The sequence below is a fragment of the Bacteroidota bacterium genome, assembly GCA_016721765.1.
GTDB lineage: Bacteria > Bacteroidota > Bacteroidia > UBA4408 > UBA4408 > UBA4408.
The window spans coordinates 261,051-281,877 of sequence record JADKHO010000002.1 but is presented as its reverse complement, the minus strand read 5'-3'; the positions used below and the strand labels follow the sequence as shown (position 1 = coordinate 281,877).

16 protein-coding genes are annotated in these 20,827 nt (G+C 37.9%); 8 read left to right on the top strand and 8 right to left on the bottom strand.

Features of this window, described 5'->3' with window-relative positions:
• Nucleotides 1-166: 166 nt before the first annotated feature.
• Entirely contained in the window at nt 167-1,384 is a 1,218-nt protein-coding gene (locus IPP32_09650) for an NAD(P)/FAD-dependent oxidoreductase (protein ID MBL0048342.1), read from the top strand.
• An 8-nt stretch (nt 1,385-1,392) separates the two neighbouring features.
• On the opposite strand, the gene maf is transcribed toward IPP32_09650, so the two are convergent.
• From maf to IPP32_09635, 3 genes are all read right to left on the bottom strand, one after another.
• The gene (gene maf / locus IPP32_09645; protein ID MBL0048341.1) at nt 1,393-2,064 is read right to left on the bottom strand and encodes a septum formation protein Maf; all 672 of its coding nucleotides are present in this window, start codon (nt 2,062-2,064) and stop codon (nt 1,393-1,395) included.
• Between the two features lie 7 nt (nt 2,065-2,071).
• Nucleotides 2,072-2,470, bottom strand: coding sequence for a DUF423 domain-containing protein (locus IPP32_09640; protein MBL0048340.1), 399 nt, complete (start codon nt 2,468-2,470; stop codon nt 2,072-2,074).
• A gap of 66 nt (nt 2,471-2,536) precedes the next feature.
• A complete protein-coding gene (locus tag IPP32_09635; GenBank protein MBL0048339.1) occupies nt 2,537-3,487 on the bottom strand; it encodes a DUF4476 domain-containing protein in 951 nt (316 codons plus the stop codon).
• A 282-nt stretch (nt 3,488-3,769) separates the two neighbouring features.
• Between IPP32_09635 and IPP32_09630 the strand changes: the two genes are divergently transcribed.
• The 3 genes from IPP32_09630 (at nt 3,770) to IPP32_09620 (ending at nt 6,806) form a co-directional block, all read left to right on the top strand.
• The gene (locus tag IPP32_09630) at nt 3,770-4,966 is read left to right on the top strand and encodes a T9SS type A sorting domain-containing protein (protein MBL0048338.1); all 1,197 of its coding nucleotides are present in this window, start codon (nt 3,770-3,772) and stop codon (nt 4,964-4,966) included.
• Between the two features lie 290 nt (nt 4,967-5,256).
• Nucleotides 5,257-5,529, top strand: a complete 273-nt coding sequence (locus IPP32_09625) for a type B 50S ribosomal protein L31 (protein MBL0048337.1) — start codon at nt 5,257-5,259, stop codon at nt 5,527-5,529.
• Nucleotides 5,530-5,627: 98 nt separating this feature from the next.
• Nucleotides 5,628-6,806: a GlmU family protein gene (locus IPP32_09620; protein MBL0048336.1), complete on the top strand. Its 1,179-nt coding sequence runs from the start codon at nt 5,628-5,630 to the stop codon at nt 6,804-6,806.
• A gap of 410 nt (nt 6,807-7,216) precedes the next feature.
• On the opposite strand, the gene IPP32_09615 is transcribed toward IPP32_09620, so the two are convergent.
• Complete coding sequence (locus IPP32_09615; protein MBL0048335.1) at nt 7,217-8,182, bottom strand: DMT family transporter; 966 nt, start codon at nt 8,180-8,182, stop codon at nt 7,217-7,219.
• Nucleotides 8,183-8,470: 288 nt separating this feature from the next.
• On the opposite strand from IPP32_09615, the gene ffh reads away from it, so the two are divergent.
• Nucleotides 8,471-9,814, top strand: coding sequence for a signal recognition particle protein (ffh, locus tag IPP32_09610; GenBank protein ID MBL0048334.1), 1,344 nt, complete (start codon nt 8,471-8,473; stop codon nt 9,812-9,814).
• 44 nt (nt 9,815-9,858) lie between these two features.
• Nucleotides 9,859-10,737 carry a bifunctional 5,10-methylene-tetrahydrofolate dehydrogenase/5,10-methylene-tetrahydrofolate cyclohydrolase gene (locus tag IPP32_09605; protein ID MBL0048333.1) on the top strand — a complete coding sequence of 293 codons (879 nt, stop codon included), beginning with the start codon at nt 9,859-9,861 and terminating at the stop codon, nt 10,735-10,737.
• Here the strand turns inward: IPP32_09605 and acpS are convergent.
• The 3 genes from acpS to IPP32_09590 form a co-directional block, all read right to left on the bottom strand.
• Nucleotides 10,734-11,111: a holo-ACP synthase gene (gene acpS, locus IPP32_09600; protein ID MBL0048332.1), complete on the bottom strand. Its 378-nt coding sequence runs from the start codon at nt 11,109-11,111 to the stop codon at nt 10,734-10,736. The genes IPP32_09605 and acpS overlap by 4 nt on opposite strands.
• Nucleotides 11,112-11,115: 4 nt before the next feature.
• The gene (locus IPP32_09595) at nt 11,116-13,050 is read right to left on the bottom strand and encodes an amino acid permease (protein ID MBL0048331.1); all 1,935 of its coding nucleotides are present in this window, start codon (nt 13,048-13,050) and stop codon (nt 11,116-11,118) included.
• A 147-nt stretch (nt 13,051-13,197) separates the two neighbouring features.
• A complete protein-coding gene (locus IPP32_09590; GenBank protein ID MBL0048330.1) occupies nt 13,198-15,132 on the bottom strand; it encodes a T9SS type A sorting domain-containing protein in 1,935 nt (644 codons plus the stop codon).
• A gap of 240 nt (nt 15,133-15,372) precedes the next feature.
• Here IPP32_09590 and IPP32_09585 point away from each other — a divergent pair, with 240 nt between their 5' ends.
• Both IPP32_09585 and IPP32_09580 read left to right on the top strand, forming a co-directional pair.
• Nucleotides 15,373-18,630, top strand: a complete 3,258-nt coding sequence (locus tag IPP32_09585; GenBank protein ID MBL0048329.1) for a PKD domain-containing protein — start codon at nt 15,373-15,375, stop codon at nt 18,628-18,630.
• Between the two features lie 15 nt (nt 18,631-18,645).
• Nucleotides 18,646-19,230, top strand: coding sequence for a non-canonical purine NTP diphosphatase (locus IPP32_09580; protein MBL0048328.1), 585 nt, complete (start codon nt 18,646-18,648; stop codon nt 19,228-19,230).
• A 6-nt stretch (nt 19,231-19,236) separates the two neighbouring features.
• Here the strand turns inward: IPP32_09580 and IPP32_09575 are convergent, their stop codons facing one another.
• Nucleotides 19,237-20,790, bottom strand: coding sequence for a PglZ domain-containing protein (locus tag IPP32_09575; protein ID MBL0048327.1), 1,554 nt, complete (start codon nt 20,788-20,790; stop codon nt 19,237-19,239).
• Nucleotides 20,791-20,827 lie beyond the last annotated feature (37 nt).

Sequence of the window (20,827 nt, the reverse complement as noted above, 5' to 3'; positions counted from 1 at the left end):
TACCAAAATCCTTTCCATGCAACTGCTGTAGGATACATTACTACCTCATAAAAAATCATAATCATCCTAATAGATCAGCGTTCTATTTGAGTTTAATGAGAAAAATTTAGAACAGGAGATTGTTTTTTTTACCACTTTTGCAACAACAAGTAGCTGGAACTGTTTAATGGATCAAAAAACAATTGTTGTAATAGGAGGGGGAGCAGCCGGTTTTTTTGCAGCCATCAATGCAGCACAAAAAAATGCAACAGCCAAGGTTTTATTGCTCGAAAAATCAACAAAGCTGCTTTCTAAAGTAAAAGTTTCTGGAGGTGGAAGATGCAATGTAACCCATGCCTGCTTTGATATCCAACAGTTAGTTAAAAGCTATCCGCGTGGACAAAAGCAGTTGTTTCAAGCATTTCATCAATTCAATACAACCCACACCATCAACTGGTTCGAAAGCAGGGGAGTAGCGCTCAAGGCGGAAGGGGATGGTCGTATGTTTCCACAAAGCAATTCCTCTCAAAGCATTGTGGATTGCTTGATGCAAGAAGCTGAAAAATATCATGTACAACTGAAATTACAAGCCAATGTAAAAGCGATTCAAAAACGTGAAAATGGGTTTTTAATTCAAATGGAAAATGGCGGGGAATTCAGTTGTAATAAACTGATCATCGCAAATGGTGGAAGTGCAAAGCAAATTGATTATGACTACCTAACAAAATTAGGTCATAGCATAGAAGCCCCCGTTCCATCATTATTTACTTTTAATATTCCAAATACACCCATCAGCAAATTAATGGGACTATCGGTGCAACATGCTAAAGTTTCAATTAGCGGTACCAAACTTAGTCAGGAAGGGGCATTGTTAATTACACACTGGGGATTTAGCGGTCCTGCAGTGCTAAAGCTTTCTGCATGGGGTGCACGTAAACTTTTTGAACGCAATTATACATTCGAAATTCGGATCAATTGGTTAGCTCAATTTAATTTCGAAACCATTCAAAAGGAATTTACAAATTTTAAAAACGAAAGGGCTGCAAAGCAGGTCAGCACTTGCCCGTGGAACGAGATTCCGAAACGCTTATGGGAGTATTTTTTGGCGAAGGCCGATATTGTTGAAAATTTAAAATGGGGCGATGTCTCGAAAAAACAGTTCAATAAACTGGCTGAAATTATTTGCAACGATACCTATCAAGCCAAAGGAAAAACAACTTTCAAAGAGGAATTTGTAACCTGTGGTGGAGTTAAACTCGATGAAGTTGATTTTAAAACCATGGAAAGTAAAGTGTGTAAGAATTTATTTTTTGCCGGCGAAGTGCTTGATATAGATGGTATCACAGGCGGATTTAATTTTCAAGCAGCATGGACTACTGCTTGGATAGCTTCACAGAATGTCTGAAAATAAATTTAGTAATGAATTAATTTTTCATGTAATTGCTCTATCGGCAATCCCATCACATTAAAATACGAGCCTTCAATTTTATCGATTAATGCAATTTGATTTTGTGATGCCGTTGGTTGGATGCTTTTTTCAATTACATCCAATTTACCAATTCGGATTAAAAACTCAATTTCCTGCGCTGAACAAGGATTCATATTAGGTGCTAAAGTTTCTTGTGCACCGTAGGAACCTGCCTTGTCGTAAGGTTTACAAGTAGAAATATAAGTTTCTATATCAGCGTTGCTGAGCGTTTTAAAATAAACTTTAGTTGCAGTAAAAAAAGTTTCGGTTTTGAGCTTTGATTTAAGGCAAACTCCGGTAAACACTTCATGCATTTTTCCAGAAAGCATTTTTAACATACGCACCGCATCTTCAAAATTTTCGGGTTTATTTAAGACTTCATTTTCTACCCAAACAACCGTATCGGCAGTAATGACAAGGTTCTTATCGTCTTCCAGCTCTGCATCAAAATGATTTGCTTTGTGTGCACAGAGATAGAGAGGTATTTGTTCGGCCTTCAATTCTGTAGGAAAGCTTTCGTCCACTTCTTTTGTTTTTACTTCAAAACTAAAACCTAAATCCCGTAGCAACTGTTGCCTTCGCGGCGATTTTGAAGCAAGTAATAAGTTATATGGCAATTGCATCTTATGCGTTGTCTGATTTAAGTGCACCAATGCCCGCAAAAATCCAACCGGCTATAAAACACAAGCCACCTAAAGGAGTTATCGGGCCGAGCCACTTGTAATTTGTTAATCCAATGAGGTCATGCAAAGATAAAAGGTAGATTGAACCGGAGAATAATCCAATTCCTAATACAAAGGCCCATGCAGCATATCGAAGGAAGTTGAATTTTATTTTATCATCTAAAGCAGCAATTAATAATAATGCAAAAGCATGATATACTTGATACCGAACACCTGTTTCGTAACTAGTAAGTTGCTCGGGCGTAATCAGTGGTTTTAAGCCATGTGCCCCCAAGGCGCCTAAAATTACAGCAGTACCGGCTAAAATACTTCCCAATAATAAAACTGTTTTTGTTTTCATGGATAAAAAATAAAGCCCTTCAAAATGAATGTCATTCAGAAGGGCTTCAAAAGTAGAATTTTAATCTTAGCGCTGAAAACTGCTGATGTAAGAATTTAACTCATCAATAGAAGAAGAGAAACTAAAAGCATCGTTCACCTTGTAATAATTCCCAATATCAAAAGTATAACCGTAAGCATATTTGGCCAAATCCAATCTTGTTTCTTCAAAGCTAAAAAGCATCATAATTTCTTTTACTTGCCCGGATAGTAAGCAATTGCTTGCAATTACTTGTTTGGCAATAGTAAGTTTGGTTTCGTCAAAGCTCTTTGATGAAATAGAATTCTTTACACCATCAAAATCCTGACGCGAAAGGGGCCAAGGGCAGCCCACCGGACCATTGTAACCGGGCATTGAATATACATTTTGCTGTTGTTGTTGATGTTGTGGCTGCTGTTGCACCGGTTGATCGTAGTTACTGCTGCTACTGGTTGTAGTAGTTGTGGTAGTAGTAGTTTGTGTGCTGCCGTAGCCATCCATACCATTCACATTTACATTCATTCCAACACCTCCAATTCCAACATTTATATTCACATTATCTGGTTCGCCGTAAGTCGTGGTTGTTGTAGTTGATTGCTGCACTAATGTAGGCGTGTTGTGGTACATAACAACACTTTGATGTGCGCTTGGAGGCATTGATTGCGCCATTGGCACGGTGCTTTGCAAGCGTAAAGTATATACCCCTTGTGCATTTTTTTTAATGGCATAGGTTATTTCTGAACCGGCATCTACAAACACCGTTTTGTCCATATCGCCAATACTTTTGTTGACAAAAATTACTTTTAATTTGTAATTCGGAGCATTTAATCCGGTAACTTTTACATTGGTTTCGGGACGGTCATTTTGTTTAATGCCATTTAAGATAACGGTAAACTGTTCGCCTTGTTCGGTAAATAAAATAAGGTTGGAAACTTGTGCAAAAATGCTGCTAATGCTGAGTGTTGCTGCTACAAAAAGTAGGTAAATTTTTTTGTTCATAGTTCTTTTTTTTAGTTGAATCTTGGCCTAACCAATAGCTATGCCATTTTTTTCGAGTTCGAAAATACTAATTTCTTTGTAATGAATTTTCATTACTACAAATCGTATGATATTACTTATTGTTCAAGCTTCTGAACAATAATTTGGTGCGATAAACAACCATTTTCTCAGATGGAATAAAATTTAAATTTAACCGAATATCTATATAATCTGCAATCCGCTCAATAATTACTATTTATCAGCGTTGCATTACAATAATTTAATAGTTTTGTTTTACTCGCTATGATTCAAAAAGCCCTTCGATTTTCATTTCTTTTTTTCGTTTTCTCACAAGAATTGAGAAGTCAAAACTGGCAACAAATTGCTGATTTTCCTGCAAGTGAGCGCGACGATGGGACGTGCTTTTCCATTAATAATTATGTGTATTGTGGTACTGGGTTAAAGACCGGTTTTTCTATAAGCAAGGATTTTTATCGATTTAATACCCAAACTGAAACATGGGATACAATTGCAGCTTTGCCTCAATTTATGGAAAGGCAATATGCTTGTGGATTTTCATACAATGGCAATGGTTATATTTTTGGCGGAACCGGATTTGGAGTACTAAATGACCTATGGCGCTATTCTCCATCTTCAAATTCCTGGACACAGCTTAGTTCCAAGCCGGGTGCAGGCCTCTCTGGCGCTGCTTGTTTTGTGCTCCAAAATAATGCTTATTTTGTGGGTGGAAATAATACAACAATCACAGCAAGTCCGCAGGTTTGGCAATATAATATTACAACTGACACCTGGACACAAAAAAGTAATTTCCCCTCAAAGGGCAGTTGGCGGGCTAATGCTGCAGCCTTAAATGCAAAAGGATATCTGCTTTTTGGCAAAGATTCGCTTGGGAATTTTAATCGCATGTTATATGAATATTCTGAAACTTCTGATAATTGGACACCCATTTCTAATTTCCCTGCAAAAGCAAGAACCTATTCATCCATGCAGGTACTTGGAAATAGCCTTTTTGTATTTGGCGGAATAGATTCATTAGCTAATTATTACAATGATTTTTGGCAATACAGTTTTGATGATACTATTTGGCATTCTCAAGCAGCCATGCCGGCACAAGGCCGCAAAGGGGGTATGGCCTTTAGTTCCGGTTCTGCATTTTATTATACTACTGGTATTGATTCACTCAACACCCGTTTAAAAGAAAGTTGGAAAATTGAAAACATCATTTCTGTGAACGAATTAAATAGTTTCAGCGCAATTCAAGTATTTCCTAACCCTTGTCGGGATTATTTTAGTTTAAACGTACCAGATAAAATAAACTATTCTATGGAGCTTTTGAACTGCGTGGGTACCATTATTTGGAAAAAAAATGTGGTTGAAGGTCAAAAGCAGGATATTTCTGAATTACGCAGTGGAGTTTATTTTTTGATAGTTTATAATGGGGAGCAGTTTATCCTAAAAAAGCTTTTTGTAATGAATTAGAACTTTGTTAACCAACAAACTAATATTTCATAAAACTCAAACGATTCAATGCTGATTGTTTTTTTTGTTTTGATGCGAGAATAGTGATTTTAATCTCATAAATTGATAAAAATCATTTCCTTAGTTTTTTCTTAGAAACAAAATTCACTTTAAATCAACTTGTTTTAATTGAATAAATGCAGTTTTCATCTAAATTATAAACAATCTATAGTCAATATTCATTCAATAAAAATTTGCATAATCAGCTAAAAACTGTAAATTTGCGCCTCTAAAAAATAAATTATTTAAAAATGAAAAGCAATTTACATCCCGAAAACTATCGTATGGTAGCTTTTAAAGATATGTCGAACGAGTATACTTTTGTTACCCGCTCAACTGCCGAAACCAAAGATACTATTACAATTGACGGAGTGGAATATCCTTTAGTTAAATTGGAGATTTCTCACACTTCACATCCTTATTACACCGGTAAAATTAAATTAGTGGATACAGCAGGACGTGTGGATAAATTCCGCAGCCGTTACAATAAAAAAGAAGTTGCAGAATCAACTGAAGCAAAATAATTTTATTCATATACCTAAAAAACCTTCTGCCAATTTGGTTGGAAGGTTTTTTTTTGCCCTAAATTTGGCATTTCAAGCAATCCTAAAAAAAGCACACAATGAACTATATCTTTTTTGACGACAAAACGAACGATCAATTATTGCCCCTTACCTTTACCCGCCCGGTTTGCGACATCCGCTTAGGCATCCTAACCATCCGCGAAAAGTGGGAAAAGGTACTAAATACCAAAACTTCCACATTAGCTAAGGAATACCTCAATGTAAAATTTCCTTATGCTGTTAAGGAGGACGAAGATTCAATTTACATCAATGGCGCTGTATGTCCTAGTCCTGAATTGATTGAGAAAATTAGCGGTTTGGAAGAAGGTAGTGGAATTGTAAGCAATGGCTCACTGCTAGCCATAAACAATGGGAAAACCAAATTCTCATTCGCTAAGTTCAGTCTAAAAAAACTTCAAAAGCAAGTGGAACTCGAAACTCCCGTGATCCGCCTTAACCAGGTATGGGATATTTTTGCCAAGAATGCCGAAGCCATAATGCTCGATTTCGTTTTGCTTACTGCAGGTCGCACTTCTATGCCAATTAGCCGCAGCAACAAATACGTTAACCCGGAATGGATATTTATAGAAGAAGGTGCCTCCGTTGAATGTTCTATTTTAAATGCCAAGGATGGACCTATTTATATTGCCAAGGATGCCGAAGTAATGGAAGGCTCTTTAGTGCGCGGACCATTTGCGCTTTGTGAGCACTCCGTTTTAAAAATGGGTGCCAAGGTTTATGGTGCTACTACCATTGGTCCTTATAGTAAAGTAGGAGGTGAGATAAGTAACTCTATGGTACTGGGATTCAGCAATAAAGCTCACGATGGATTTCTTGGAAATTCCGTTATTGGTGAATGGTGTAATTTGGGTGCTGATACCAATAATTCGAATCTAAAAAACAATTATTCAAAAGTTCAGATTTACAATTATCCAAGCAAAAAATATACTGACACAGGATTACAATTTTGTGGTTTAATAATGGGCGACCACAGTAAGTGTGGTATCAATACAATGTTTAATACCGGAACAGTAGTAGGCGTTTCGGCCAATATTTTTGGCGCGGGTTTCCCCGATAAGTTTATACCCTCATTTACATGGGGAGGTGTGGAAGAAACAGATGTGTTTCAAATTGACAAAGCCATAGAATTAGCTGAGCGGGTGTATCAACGTAGAAGTATGGAATTTGATGCTGCCGACAAAAAAATTATGAATTATTTGTTTAAGAATAAGAAATAATTGACATTAAATAATTCTCGTTTGTTTTAATCGCAAAGCACGCAAATGAGGCGCAGCGGGCGCGGAGTGATCTATGTAAAGCTTACAAAAAGCGAATCTTAAAATCGTACGAATAAAATCAACTATAATCATAATCATCCGCGTAAATCAGCGTTCAATGTAACACATTTATGTAGAATCCCTTTGAATTAGCCATGTAAACAAATCCGCCAAAATCAGGAACCCAGACCCCTGCGCAACCCCCCAAAAAAAACTTTTTTAAGAGGCAGAAAATCAGCTATAATCATAATCATCCGCGTTAATCAGCGTTCTATTAAACACTTTTATGCAGATTGCATTTGAATTAACAAGGTGAACAAATCCGCCAAAATCAGCACAACCCGCGTCATCTGCGTTCAGTAAAAGCACAATTAACGACTTATAGCAGTCTCAATCACATTGCGCCAGATTAAAATAACCACACCTGAAATCGCCACCAATGCACCTAAGGTTGATTTAAGTGTTATCTTTTCACGGTAAAAAACGTATCCTAAGGGTAACACAATTACCGGTACCATTGAAAAAATGGTTTGTGCCACCGATACATTTATAAGCGACACAGCATACATACTAAGCACCACACCTAAGGTTGGGCCAAAAATAGTTCCGGCAACAATATACTTTAATCCCTTATTTTTATTTTCCCACAGGGGCTCATTAATCTCCCGCATTCGGCCAATGGTTATGGTAATTCCATACGTAACAAATGTTGCGGCAAACAAGCGAATAAAAGTTGCATGCACTGACGAAAGGGAGTGATGTTCAATTTCATAACCCATCCCCATTTTTGCGAATACCAAACCAAATCCCTGGCAAAGGGCTGCCAACACACCAAATAAAATTCCTTTTTCCTTTTTCCCAAATTCACTGTCTGCAATTTTAGCTTGTTCTTTCTTACTCATGCTTATCCATATAATTCCCGAAATGGTGATCAACATTCCGAAAATTCCAATCCAATTTAAAGCTTCACCCAATAAAAAATACCCCAGTACAAGTGAGGCTCCCGGTGCTAAGGTGGTGAGTAAGCTACCTGTGCGTGTTCCAAGAATGGCATAAGAAGTAAATCCAAAATAATCACCCAGCGCTAACCCAACAAGTCCCGATAATCCGAACCATAACCAATGTTGGGGTAGGGGCAAAGTAAACAATTGGATAGGTGTTAAACGAAATGCCAAGAGTAAAAAAATGGATAACAAAATAACTCCCAAAAGCAACCTAAAATGATTCACCGTATTGGGATTCATTCTGCGTGACGCTTCGGTGAATGGAAAGATACCGATACTCCATGAAAGTGCCGTTAATAATGCCGCTAATTCACCCCAATAGGTTGTATCCATAATTTGGTAAAACTAAAATAAATTGTTCAGAATTTTAAATGTACACCAACAGCTTTCAAACACGTGAAAAGCCAATAAAATAGAATTCAAACGTAAGAAACATAGCGACATTTATTTTTACCAATATTGAAAAAAAGCTAACACCTTCCTTGAACAGTGGAAATCCGCAAAATCCACCCGATTAGCGTTCCATTAATTGCTTACTGGTATTATTTTTTGGAGCCAATAAAAACATCCCAATCACTCTTCTAATTTTTGTAAATTCGCCTTCCAAAATAATCTCATTCCATGTTTGAAAATTTAAGCGAAAAGTTTGATCGGGCCTTTAAAGTGCTGAAAGGTCATGGAAGTATTTCCGAAATAAATGTTGCCGAAACCTTGAAGGAAGTCCGCAAAGCATTGCTGGATGCGGATGTTAATTTTAAAATAGCAAAACAATTCACCGATACTGTTAAAGAAAAGGCACTTGGACAAAATGTGCTAACTTCTATTTCACCGGGTCAGTTAATGGTGAAATTAGTGCATGAAGAACTCACCGCACTTATGGGGGGCGAAAAAGCTGACATCAATTTAAAAGGACAACCAGCTATTATTTTAATGTCGGGCTTACAAGGTTCCGGTAAAACCACCTTCTCCGGAAAGCTCGCCAATTATCTCAAAACAAAAAAAGGTAAAAACCCTTTGCTTGTTGCCTGTGACGTGTATCGTCCCGCTGCAATTAATCAATTGCAAGTGCTTGGCGAACAATTGGAAATTAAGGTGTATGCTGATGTTGACAATAAGGATCCTGTTAGCATTGCAAAAGCTGCGGTGCAGTTCGCAAAAGACAATAACCACAATGTGGTGATCATCGATACCGCCGGACGATTGGCTGTGGATGAGGTGATGATGAAAGAAATTGAAGCAGTAAAAAGAGCAATTAATCCATCCGAAATTTTATTTGTGGTGGATTCCATGACCGGTCAAGATGCAGTGAATACTGCAAAAGCATTTAACGATAAATTAAATTTTGATGGGGTAGTGCTCACCAAATTAGATGGAGATACCCGTGGTGGGGCAGCGTTGTCTATCCGCTACACAGTAGATAAGCCTATTAAGTTTGTGGGTACTGGTGAAAAGATGGATGCTCTGGATGTGTTTTATCCGGAACGTATGGCCGATAGAATTCTCGGAATGGGTGATGTGGTAAGCCTTGTAGAGCGCGCCCAAGAACAATACAACGAGGAGGAGGCACGTAAACTGAGTAAAAAAATAGCTCAAAATCAGTTTAATTTTAACGACTTTTTAGGTCAGCTTCAGCAGATTAAGAAGATGGGGAATTTAAAGGATTTGGTTGGTATGATTCCCGGAATTGGCAAGGCGATGAAAGGAATGGACATAGATGACAACGCGTTTAAAGGCATTGAGGCCATTATACATTCCATGACTCCATTTGAAAGAGAAAATCCTACCGTGTTAAATGGTAACCGCAGGAAGCGCATCGCAAGCGGTAGCGGCACTAATATTCAGGAAGTAAATAAACTCATCAAACAATTTGAAGATACCAGCAAAATGATGAAAATGATGGGTAATAAGGAACAAATGGCGCGCATGATGAAACAAATGCAAAACATGCCAATGCCCAAACGATAATTTATTAGCCCTGTTTATGCAGGGCTTTTTTTATTTATAAAAATATGATTTTATTAGACGGAAAGGCTACTTCACTTGCCATACAGGAAGAAATTAAAATAGAAGTAAGCCGTTTGAAGGAAAGTGGCGAAAAAATTCCACACCTCGCTGCGATTATTGTTGGCAACGACGGAGCCAGCGAAACGTATGTGGGCAGCAAAGTTAAAACTTGCGAGAAAATTGGTTTTGAATCATCGCTTTTGCGCTTACCGCTTGAGATAACAGAACAGGAACTGCTGGATAAAATTACTGAACTAAACCTCAATTCAAAGGTAGATGGATTTATTGTTCAGTTGCCTTTGCCCAAACACATTAACGAGCACAAAATTATTGAAGCCATTTCCCCCGAAAAGGATGTGGATGGATTTCATCCGAGCAATATTGGTAAAATGGTATTGAATTTACCCACCTATATTCCCGCCACACCATTCGGAATAATGGAACTTTTGAGACGCTATAAAATTGAAACGGAAGGAAAAAATTGTGTGGTAATCGGGCGCAGTCATATAGTGGGTTCGCCCATGAGTATATTGATGGCACGTAATACAAATCCCGGCAATTGTACGGTAACACTAACACACAGTAAAACAAAAAACTTGAAGGAAATATGCACTCAGGCCGATATTTTAATTGTTGCCTTAGGTAAAGCTGAATTTTTAACTGCTGATTATGTGAAACCTGGGGCTGTTGTAATCGATGTGGGTATTACACGAGTAGAAGCGAAAGAAACAAAATCAGGTTATAAAATTTTGGGCGATGTAAAGTTTGATGAGGTAGCAGCAAGGTGCTCCTTCATTACTCCGGTTCCAGGTGGAGTAGGACCCATGACGATAGCATCGTTGCTGCAGAATACGCTTCTCGCTGCCAAAGGAAAAAGAAATTAATCTTTTTCTAAAATAACTACTGCGTTCACAATGTCCTTTAAATGGGTGAGCGAAACATGAATTTTTGAAATTTTCTTTTTATTCACGGTTTGCAGCGTTTCTCCTAATAATTTTATATCGGGTTTACCCAAACGATTGTTCACAATCTCCACTTCATTAAACGACATCTTGCCGCGCCATCCTGTGCCAAAAGCCTTAAAAAACGCTTCCTTTGCAGCATAACGCGCAGCATAATTTTCACCCTTGTTTTTTTTGGTTTCGCAATAGGCAATTTCCTTTTCGCTGAAAACTCTTCGCTTCGCAAGTTCTCCTTTTTCAATGAGTTTAAGTACGCGCTCCACTTCTATAATATCTGTACCAATTCCGAAAATCATAATGTTAGTTTGATTTTTGAGTATTCAAGTTGCTGTTATTGTAGCTGAACGAAAAATAGATGACTAAGCCAATTAACAACCAAATTGCGAAACCTATCCAATTCTCTAATTCAATTTCGGCCATCATGTATAAGCAACTTGTCAAGCCCAGTACCGGTATTAAAGATAGGTTTTTGATAAAGCTCCAATACACCAACAAGATCGAAATAAAAATAAAAATCCACATGGGAATGTTGTGTTTAAACACATTCCAACCACTGCTGTATATTGATTCGGAAGGAAGTGATGCCAATCGTAGAATTGCGTTAGTTTGATTTGGTTTTAAGGCATTTAGATTTTCGGCAGCTGAATCTAGATTTGCACTGCACACAAATTTTACATCATAAGTTGCGAGCGCTTTTTGTTGCAAATGTTGCACTTCCTGAGAACTTAAAAGTGGAAGAATTTCTTCGGCAGATTTAACTTTTCGGGCGGCTAAAAAATCTTTAACATTATCGGTATTATAGTTCCATGATAAAACTAAACAAAGAAAAAACAGAATACCCGAAATGTATTTTGAATTGAGATAGGGGGTTTTAAATTTTCCACGTGGGGCTGTTGGGTCGTTCTGTAATTTTAAAACACCGGCACATACCAGTACAAATGCGAAAAGCGTTCCAATACTGCATAAATTCGTTACCATAGTTAAATTCAAAAATAATGCAGGTACAGCAACTACAAAGCCGGTTACAACAGTAGCAAAGGAAGGAGTTTTAAATTTGGGATGTATGCGTGAAAAAATTTTAGGTAATAAACCATCGCGGCTCATGCTCATCCAGATGCGTGGTTGACCTAATTGAAATACGAGCAATACACTTGCCATTGCAACTACTGCGCTCACCGCAATAATTCCACTCAACCATTTTAAATTTAATTTTTGAAACACAAATGCCAATGGATCACCCACGGCCAATTCATTGTATTTTACCATCCCGGTAAGTACTAAAGCGATGGCGACATATAAAACGGTACAAATAATAATTGCCCACATCATGCCTTTGGGCAAATCGCGCTGTGGGTTCACACATTCTTCGGCGGTGGTGCTGATGGCATCAAAACCTATATAAGCAAAAAACACTGCTGATACACCTTTTAGAATTCCACTTACACCATTGGGAGTGAAGGGATGCCAATTATTCGTATCAACATAAAAAACGCCTACTGCAATTATTAAAAGTACAACAGCCAATTTAATAATTACCATCAAGTTGGCAGCATTGCGTGATTCACGAATTCCTTTATATACCAACCAAGTAATAAAAATTATGATTCCGAGCGCCGGAATGTCAGCCACAAAATGAAAACCACCCATAGTCGGAGCGCTTAGCCAAGCTTGATAAGCATCTTGCAAAGAAAGTGATAGGCTGTTCAAAGCTGCCCCATCTGAAAGCTCTTTCATTGCAGCCGTATATCCCTTGGAAGCACTTAGGTAATCCATCGTCATCCATGCCGGCACATGAATTCCGCCACTGGCAAGCAATCCGGTAAAATAATCGCTCCATGAAATAGCCACGGTAATATTCCCAATTCCGTATTCCATAATTAAAGCCCAACCAATAATCCAAGCGGTAAGTTCTCCAAAAGCTACATAAGAATAAGTATATGCACTGCCCGAAACCGGCACCATGCTAGCAAATTCCGCGTAAGCAAATGCCGCAAAACCACAAGCGATTGCAGTGAAAATAAAAAGAAATATAACCCCTGGACCGCCATCGGCACTTGCTTGACCAATGGTGCTAAAAATACCGGCGCCAATAATTGCAGCAATACCAAAAGCGGTTAAATCCTTTACGCCCAAATGCTTTGCAAGTCCTGCATGTGCATTTGCTTCATCTTCCTCTTTAACTTTTTGTAAAATCTGTTCAACTGATTTTTTTCGGAAAAGAGTATTCAGGTTCATAATTGCTTTTTGGTTCTTGCAAAAATAGAAATATTTACTTGCCTTTACTCTGAATGATAGGGTACTTAGAAACTTGTGGTGTGTTACAAATAAAAAAGGCCGCACCGGTTAACCGGGCAGCCTCTTGGGTTAGGGTTAGATTTTAAATTACTTGCTTACCACGATTTCTTTGGTGGCAGTATAGTGATTGGAGGTAATTTTAGCGTAATACATGCCTGATTCAAATTTACTGAAATCAAATTCGAGCATTTGATAATCGGATTTTACATAATTTTTTTCAAGTATTTTTTGTCCCATTCCATTATACACTTCTAATTTAAAATCCTCTGCAATTGGCAATTGAATTTCCATATTCAATGGGCCTAAAGTAGGGTTAGGAAAAATATCGAGTGAAACTTCTTTTGCTGCATTCTTCTGAATTGAAAGTGGATTACTTCCAACAGTAAAGGCTTGAAAAATTTGACTACCAAAATCGGGATTAAATACTTTAAAATTAGGAGATGTCAACTTTGAAAATTTTGCCGTTCCTGAACCTCCTGCGGTATTTGCCCACCAGCTTAAACCGTCGTTACCGGTATCATTAAAAGTAAAGCGGTAGCATCCTGGAGCAAGTCTAAATGTATCGCGATAAGTTGTATTCGCTGTTAAGCCTGTAGTTCTTGAGTAAAGTGTGGTACCTGCAGTATTTTTTAAGGTGTAGTTATTTTGGGTAGGTTGATTGTTCGTTTTGAAAACAAAAATCATTACTGAGTCATACATTGGTGGGATGTTGACCATTGTTTTGGCGGTATCGTCGTAGTTATATTCATCAGCAACACCATTTACAGTGGCAATATAAGCTTTAAATGTTTGATAGCTTGGATAAGTTGGAAGTACATCGCCCAAAACAACATCTACAGCTTTATTTTTAGCAAGGTTTCCTACCCAATTGTAAGTGCTTTGTGGCATTCCTTCAATTCCATATTTAATGGTTGCGCTTGTGATGGCAGCACTTCCGTTATTGCGAATATTAATTTTAGCATTGTCACAAATGGGGTTCATACGGGAGTATTCAAACATCGAATTTGGAGAATATACTTCTTCAATGGAGGCATCATTAACATGCGTTGAAGGACCATATTCAATTAATTGAGCATTTACAGCGTAGCGAGCGGAAGGGTTGGTGCTGGTATAACTTTGCATGTTCATATCAAAAATATTAGAAGAACCTCCGTTAACTGTTGCCTCATAAAAATCGGGGAAAACCCAAGAACCCGGGCACCAGTTTCCGCGGCTATAAATCCAAGTGCCACCCTGGGGATAAATAGGGGTTAGTCCACAATTGGTGCGCCAAATACTGCGTTGACCCAAAATGTTTCCATTTAAATAGAGTGTGCGTGTTTTAGAGCAAAATTCTGAACAGCCATTATTATCAGAGCCATGCCCCGATTGTAATATACGCATGCGCATGGTCTTGGTATTGCCGGTTGCGACAATGGTATCCGGTTGCAGGTAATTTTCGATTGGATTACCGGAATATCCGAAAGGCATGCTGCCATTCCACAGTTGTGTAAATTTTATTGGTTCCATCACCGGTGTACCTTCAATAAACTCGAAATACATATTTACCAACCAACCTTTTGCAGTTGTTTCATAGCCATCGTGGCGGTATTCCACTTCAACTGAATCATGCAAAAATAGTGCGTAGTCAGTTATATCCATGTGAAATTCAGAATGCCAAGCTGAAGTCATTCCATTCCCGTAAGGAGTAATAAAACGAGCAATTTCAATATCTTTTGAAGGAGCATTTACTCCACCCACTCTGCGCAAATACACATAGTCCAAATAGTCCCATTCGCCACAAGCCATTCCGGGAGGGCATTTGTAGTTGATGTGTAAGATAACTTTACGGTATTTTACACTGGTATCGGCAAAAACAGCCCAACTGGGATAAGGATGACTACCTGCTCCTGGATCGGTAACAACAGTATAATTCCAATGTGAAAAAACTGTACTGGTGTCACCAATAGATGCTTGTGACATACTAACATTGCCCAGCAACATCAAGGCGACAATGAATGGAACAAATTTGATTAGTTTCATAATGATAGTGAAGATTATATTCGGGTTAATATTTAATTAATGGCTAAAAGTACAGCTTCCTCTGAGTGCACTCAATAACTAATATTAGGGGTTTTAAATGAACTTTTTTTTGTATTAGATTTTTTTTAAAACAAGAGATTAACTTCCGATGCAAAATAATCAACCGATAATTTCTGCATTAAATCGAAACAAGTAAAAATATCTCTCTTTATAATTTATATTTGTAAGCAAATCCCACTTGTGAAAGCAAAAATCATTCTGTTTGCCGGTTTCTTCTTTATTCAGTTCGGCATCTTGCTCGCGCAAACTCCCATTAGTTATCAAGGTTTGGTTCTTTGGCTCAGGGCCGATACGGGAGTGGTGATGTCTGGCAATAATGTAACTGAATGGGATGATGTGAGTGGAAATTTAAATCATGGATTTCCAAACGCGTCATTGCCATTTATAAGTTCGGTTTCTGCAATTAATGGTAAATCTGCAGTATATTTTAATGATTGTCGTTTAGCATTAACCACCAATCCAATTTATAACCTGAATGATTATACCATATTATTTGTTGCAAAACTAAATCCAACGCAAGGCGCCTGCTATTTCTATGATTTTAACGCTGCAAACAATCACTGCCTTTCTACCGTTGCTCAAGGTATTGGTGAATCTGGCCAAGCTGTAAAAGTTCCTTTAGATTCATCCGCCTACTTCATTTACACAAAACAATACGATACACTTTCAACACCCAACACCACATTTTTTTTTAATACAATAAATCAAAATTTAGGCTACAATTATCCTCGTGCAAATTTCTCAGGTTCCAAATGGATAGGTGCTTCACCCTCAGGCGACTTTACTAAACAGGGTTATATAGCTGAATTTATTATTTATAATCGAAAGTTAAATCCTACTGAACTAGCCGGTGTTCACAATTATCTTTTAGGTCATTATTCCCAAGCAAACGTAAATTTAGGTCCTGATTTAAATTTGAATTCCTTTTGTAGTCAAACACTTCACGCAGGTACCGGGTATAAAAAATACCTCTGGTCTACCGGCGATTCAATTGATTCAATTACGGTTTCTGCGCCGGGCACGTATTGGGTAAATACGATAAATGCATTTGATGTGCCGTCTAGCGATACCATCGTGATAAGTTATCCAAGTGTGGCTCAAATTAACGATACGATCTTATGTGCAGGTGCAACATTTACTTGGAATACCGGTTTGAGTAAAGCTGATTATACCTTTGAATGGCAAGATCTTTCGACCGATTCGCTTTATATCATCTCACAGCCCGGTCCGCATTTTGCAAAAATTACTGATGCTTTTAATTGTTCGTTTTACACGGATACCATTTTAATTGAATACGATAACTTTAATACGTATAGAAGTTACCCGAGTGACACCGTTTTTTGCTCCGGTAATTCTTTAGCGCCCTTGCAATTTCCGAATAGTATAAGCAGTTACACCTGGAACAATAATTCGCAATTTCCCACGATTCAAGTAAATCAACCTACCGGATTTTATACCTATTGGGTAGATTTGATCGATAGTTTAGGCTGCCCAAAAAGAGATAGTATTATAGTTGAGATTAATGGTGTAGCACCTAGTCCGCTTTTTACTTTTGATTCGCTTGTATGCTATGGCGACCCAACACATTTTACTGATTTTTCTTTTCCACCTTCTGGAGATACCATTGTATCGTGGCTTTGGAATTTTGATGATTCTACTTCTGTTAGCAATATAGATAGTACTCAAAACCCTACCCATTTGTATAGTGCAGCCGGCGTGTATCAAGCAAAATTAAAGATTACTACTGTGGCCGGATGTTCTGCTGTTTTAACTAAGGAAGTGCACATTAATCCAATTCCTCTTGCCAATTTTGTGAAAACAAATTTGAATGCATGCGAAAACAATGAAACTTTTTTTTCCAATACCAGTCAAACTTTTGGCAGCCCGGTGCTCAGTTATACCTGGGATTTTGGTGATCCCGGAAGTGGAACTAACAATAGCTCTTCCCTTAAAAATCCAAAGCATGTGTATAGTGCAGCCGGTACTTATCAAGTTTCGTTAACCGTTTTAACTGTATTTGGATGCAGCGATAGTATAAATAAAACCATACAAGTGATTCAAGCACCTCAGGCAAATTTTAGTAGTGCAGTTACCTGTGAAGGCTACCCGGTTGCGATGCAAGACAATTCCTTTTTACCTTTTCCTCGAACGGTATTAAACAATTCTTGGAATTTTAATGACAATAGCCCATTAATAGTATCGTCGTTTCCGAATTTAATATCTGCGGTAACGCATTCCTTTTTAAACCCTGTGGGAACACATTTGATAACGTATAAAATAACTGACAGCAAAGGCTGCAAAGATTCGATTGCTAAAGTAGTTCAAGTAGTTTCCAAGCCACTGGCCAACTTTTCTTACACCAAGAATTGCCTCAATGGATTTACAGAATTTACCGATAAAAGTATGCAAAGCACTAGCCTCGGTGTGGATTCTCTTTTCAGTTGGAATTGGAAGTTCGATAATGCAGGCACTTCATCACTTAAGAACCCCACCTACAAATTTACTAGTATTGGCGCGCATACCGTTCGACTAATTGTTAGAACCTTGCAAGGCTGTGCCGACACAATTGTAAAAACAGTATTAATTAGTCCGCTTCCAATAGCCTCATTTTCCCAATCTGCAACGGTAGGTGATCCACCTTTACCTATTGATTTTATCAATACATCAACCGAAGGTGTAATAGGTTTTAGCTGGAATTTTGGTGATGGCTCAGCACTTAGTCAAATCGAAAATCCAACGCATATTTTTACTGATACCGGTACCTTTGTGATTCGCCTAACGGTTACCGATACAAGTGGTTGCACAGCAAATGCAGTGCATTCACTTTTTGTAAAAACAGCTTCTGTTGATATAGCCGTTTTGGCAGTGCGAACCAGCTTAGATGAAGAAAATTATCTCCACGTAAGTGCGGACATACAGAATCAAGGAACCCGAAAAATCTATAAAGTGGATTTGTATAATTTTATTAACGGACAAGCACCCTCTAAAGAAATTTTAACTGATACCTTGGAAATTCAAGAATCTATTACTTACAATTTTATCGGTTTACATCGCATCAGTGACAGCAATGCATCTAACTTTGTATGTGTGGAAGCCATCAAACCCAACGGTGTAGACGATTATTTTCCTTGGAACAATGAAATGTGTATTTCTTTCATCGACGATGCATTTATTTTCGCAAATCCTTTTCCCAATCCGGTGGTGGAAGAGTTAATGGTACCGTTTATATTACCTGCTGATGGGCAAGTTGAAATTAAAATTTATGATGGCTTAGGTAAAGTGGTGTTGGATAATGGAAAACAAAATTTTAGCAAAGGCTTGAATCAAACCGTGTTAAAAACTAATTTTCTACCCTGTGGAGTGTATGCAGTGCGTGTTTTTTATAAAGATAAATCGGAAGTGAAGCGATTTATTAAATTAGGAAATACTAAAAATTAATAAGTGGGATTCGGTATGCAACTTGTTTTTGCAAGCAACAACGCACATAAAATTCGAGAAATTCAACAGTTAATTGGCGAGCGCTTTCAATTGAAAACACTCCATGATATTGGCTGTTTCGATGATATTCCCGAAACACAATCCACCATAGAAGGCAATGCCTCGCAAAAGGCAAATTTTGTATTTGAGCGCTATAAACTAAATTGTTTTGCCGACGATACCGGTTTGGAAATAGAAGCATTAAGTAAAGCGCCTGGTGTGTTATCGGCGCGCTATGCTGGGGAGGAGCGCGATAACGAAAAAAACATTGATAAAGTGCTGAAAAATCTTCTGCCTTTTCAAAATAGAAATGCGCATTTTAAAACCATTATCTCCCTTATTCTGGATAAGCAAGAATTTCTGTTTGAAGGAATTGCGGAAGGAACAATTGCTTTGGAACGGACCGGAACCAATGGTTTTGGATACGATTCAGTTTTTATTCCCAAGGGATTCACACAAAGTTTTGCGCAAATGACGTCCGACGAAAAAAATAAAATTTCTCACCGCGCTATTGCTTTTAAAAAACTGGCGCGCTATTTAAAATCGATTCAACAAAGCTAATTATCCTTATTTACTTGTCATCGTAATTACAGGAATCAGCATCTCTTCTAAGGAAACACCCCCGTGTTGAAAGGTGTTGCGGTAATAACTCACATAATGGTTGTAGTTATTTGGATAAGCAAAAAATTTATCTTCCTTCGCAAATACATAAGCCGAACTTACATGCAATTTAGGCAAGAATGCATCTGCAGGATTGCGCACTTCAAACACATCTTTCTTCACATAATCTAAACTCTTACCTTGTTTGTAACGCAAGTTAGTATTGGTATTCCGGTCACCAACAATTTTTGTTGGTTCCTTAACTAAAATAGTTCCATGGTCGGTAGTAAGTACCACTTTGCATTTTTTTTCAGAAATTAATTTTAGTGCTTCCAGCAATGGGGAATGTTCAAACCAACTTTGCGTGATGGAGCGATACGCCGATTCATCGCTTGCCAACTCGCGAATCACTTCCATTTCGGTCCGTGCATGTGAAAGCATGTCGACAAAATTATAAACGATTACGTTTAATTTATTGGTCATCATATTGGGAATACTCTCTACCATCCGCTTTCCGGCAGCCAGGTTGGTGACTTTTGTGTAGGAAAACTTCACGTTTTTATTTAATCGCTTCAGCTGTTCACCTAAAAAATCAGACTCGTGCAAATTTTTCCCGCCTTCATCTTCATCATTAAACCACATGTTTGGGAATTTTTTTTCAATTTCAGAAGGCATTAATCCTGCGAAGATGGCATTGCGCGAATATTGTGTGGCGGTGGGTAAAATGCCGCAATACATTTCTTCTTCATCAATCCGGAAATATTCATTAAACACATGCTGAATCATTTTCCACTGATCAAAACGCAAGTTGTCAATCAGTATCATAAACACCGGCAATTCTTTGTCAAGATGTGGAGCAATTTTATTTTTAAAAAGTGTGTGAGAAAGGAGCGGAGCCTTATCTTTTCCGGCATTTAACCAGCCCAAATAATTACTTTCCACAAATTTAAAAAACTGCTGATTGGCTTCTGTTTTCTGCATTTGCAGCACTTCGGCCATTCCACTGTCTTTCGATTTTTCGAGCTCCAGCTCCCAAAAAATTAGTTTTTGATATACTTCTTTCCACTCCTCAAAATTTAATTTATCGCTAAGTGTGATACCAATATTTCTGAAATCTTGCTGATATGCTGAAGTTGTTTTTTCGCTGATTAAACGCTTGTTGTCAAGATTTTTTTTGATGCTCAATAATATCTGATTCGGGTTCACCGGTTTAATTAAGTAATCCGATATTTTGGAACCAATAGCATCTTCCATAATGCTTTCTTCTTCACTTTTGGTAATCATTACCACCGGTAAATCAGCTTTCAGGTTTTTAATTTTACCAAGCGTTACGATGCCTGAAATGCCGGGCATATTTTCGTCCAGTAGCACGAGGTCCACATGTTGTTGCTTAATAATGTCAATGGCTTCGTCACCATTGTTGGTAGTTATTAGCTCATAGCCCTTTTCGCGTAAAAAAAGAATATGTGGTTTTAATAAATCAATCTCGTCGTCCGCCCATAAAATCGTTATTTTTGCCATACTGCTTTTGTTTATTGAATTTATGATTAGCTGATTA

Coding starts and splice junctions, on each gene's coding strand:
- IPP32_09605 (MBL0048333.1), top strand. CDS start 9,859: ATGATTTTATTAGACGGAAAGGCTACTTCACTTGCCATACAGGAAGAA.
- IPP32_09575 (MBL0048327.1), bottom strand. CDS start 20,790: ATGGCAAAAATAACGATTTTATGGGCGGACGACGAGATTGATTTATTA.
- IPP32_09625 (MBL0048337.1), top strand. CDS start 5,257: ATGAAAAGCAATTTACATCCCGAAAACTATCGTATGGTAGCTTTTAAA.
- IPP32_09615 (MBL0048335.1), bottom strand. CDS start 8,182: ATGGATACAACCTATTGGGGTGAATTAGCGGCATTATTAACGGCACTT.
- IPP32_09630 (MBL0048338.1), top strand. CDS start 3,770: ATGATTCAAAAAGCCCTTCGATTTTCATTTCTTTTTTTCGTTTTCTCA.
- acpS (MBL0048332.1), bottom strand. CDS start 11,111: ATGATTTTCGGAATTGGTACAGATATTATAGAAGTGGAGCGCGTACTT.
- ffh (MBL0048334.1), top strand. CDS start 8,471: ATGTTTGAAAATTTAAGCGAAAAGTTTGATCGGGCCTTTAAAGTGCTG.
- IPP32_09590 (MBL0048330.1), bottom strand. CDS start 15,132: ATGAAACTAATCAAATTTGTTCCATTCATTGTCGCCTTGATGTTGCTG.
- IPP32_09580 (MBL0048328.1), top strand. CDS start 18,646: ATGCAACTTGTTTTTGCAAGCAACAACGCACATAAAATTCGAGAAATT.
- IPP32_09620 (MBL0048336.1), top strand. CDS start 5,628: ATGAACTATATCTTTTTTGACGACAAAACGAACGATCAATTATTGCCC.
- IPP32_09595 (MBL0048331.1), bottom strand. CDS start 13,050: ATGAACCTGAATACTCTTTTCCGAAAAAAATCAGTTGAACAGATTTTA.
- IPP32_09650 (MBL0048342.1), top strand. CDS start 167: ATGGATCAAAAAACAATTGTTGTAATAGGAGGGGGAGCAGCCGGTTTT.
- IPP32_09640 (MBL0048340.1), bottom strand. CDS start 2,470: ATGAAAACAAAAACAGTTTTATTATTGGGAAGTATTTTAGCCGGTACT.
- IPP32_09635 (MBL0048339.1), bottom strand. CDS start 3,487: ATGAACAAAAAAATTTACCTACTTTTTGTAGCAGCAACACTCAGCATT.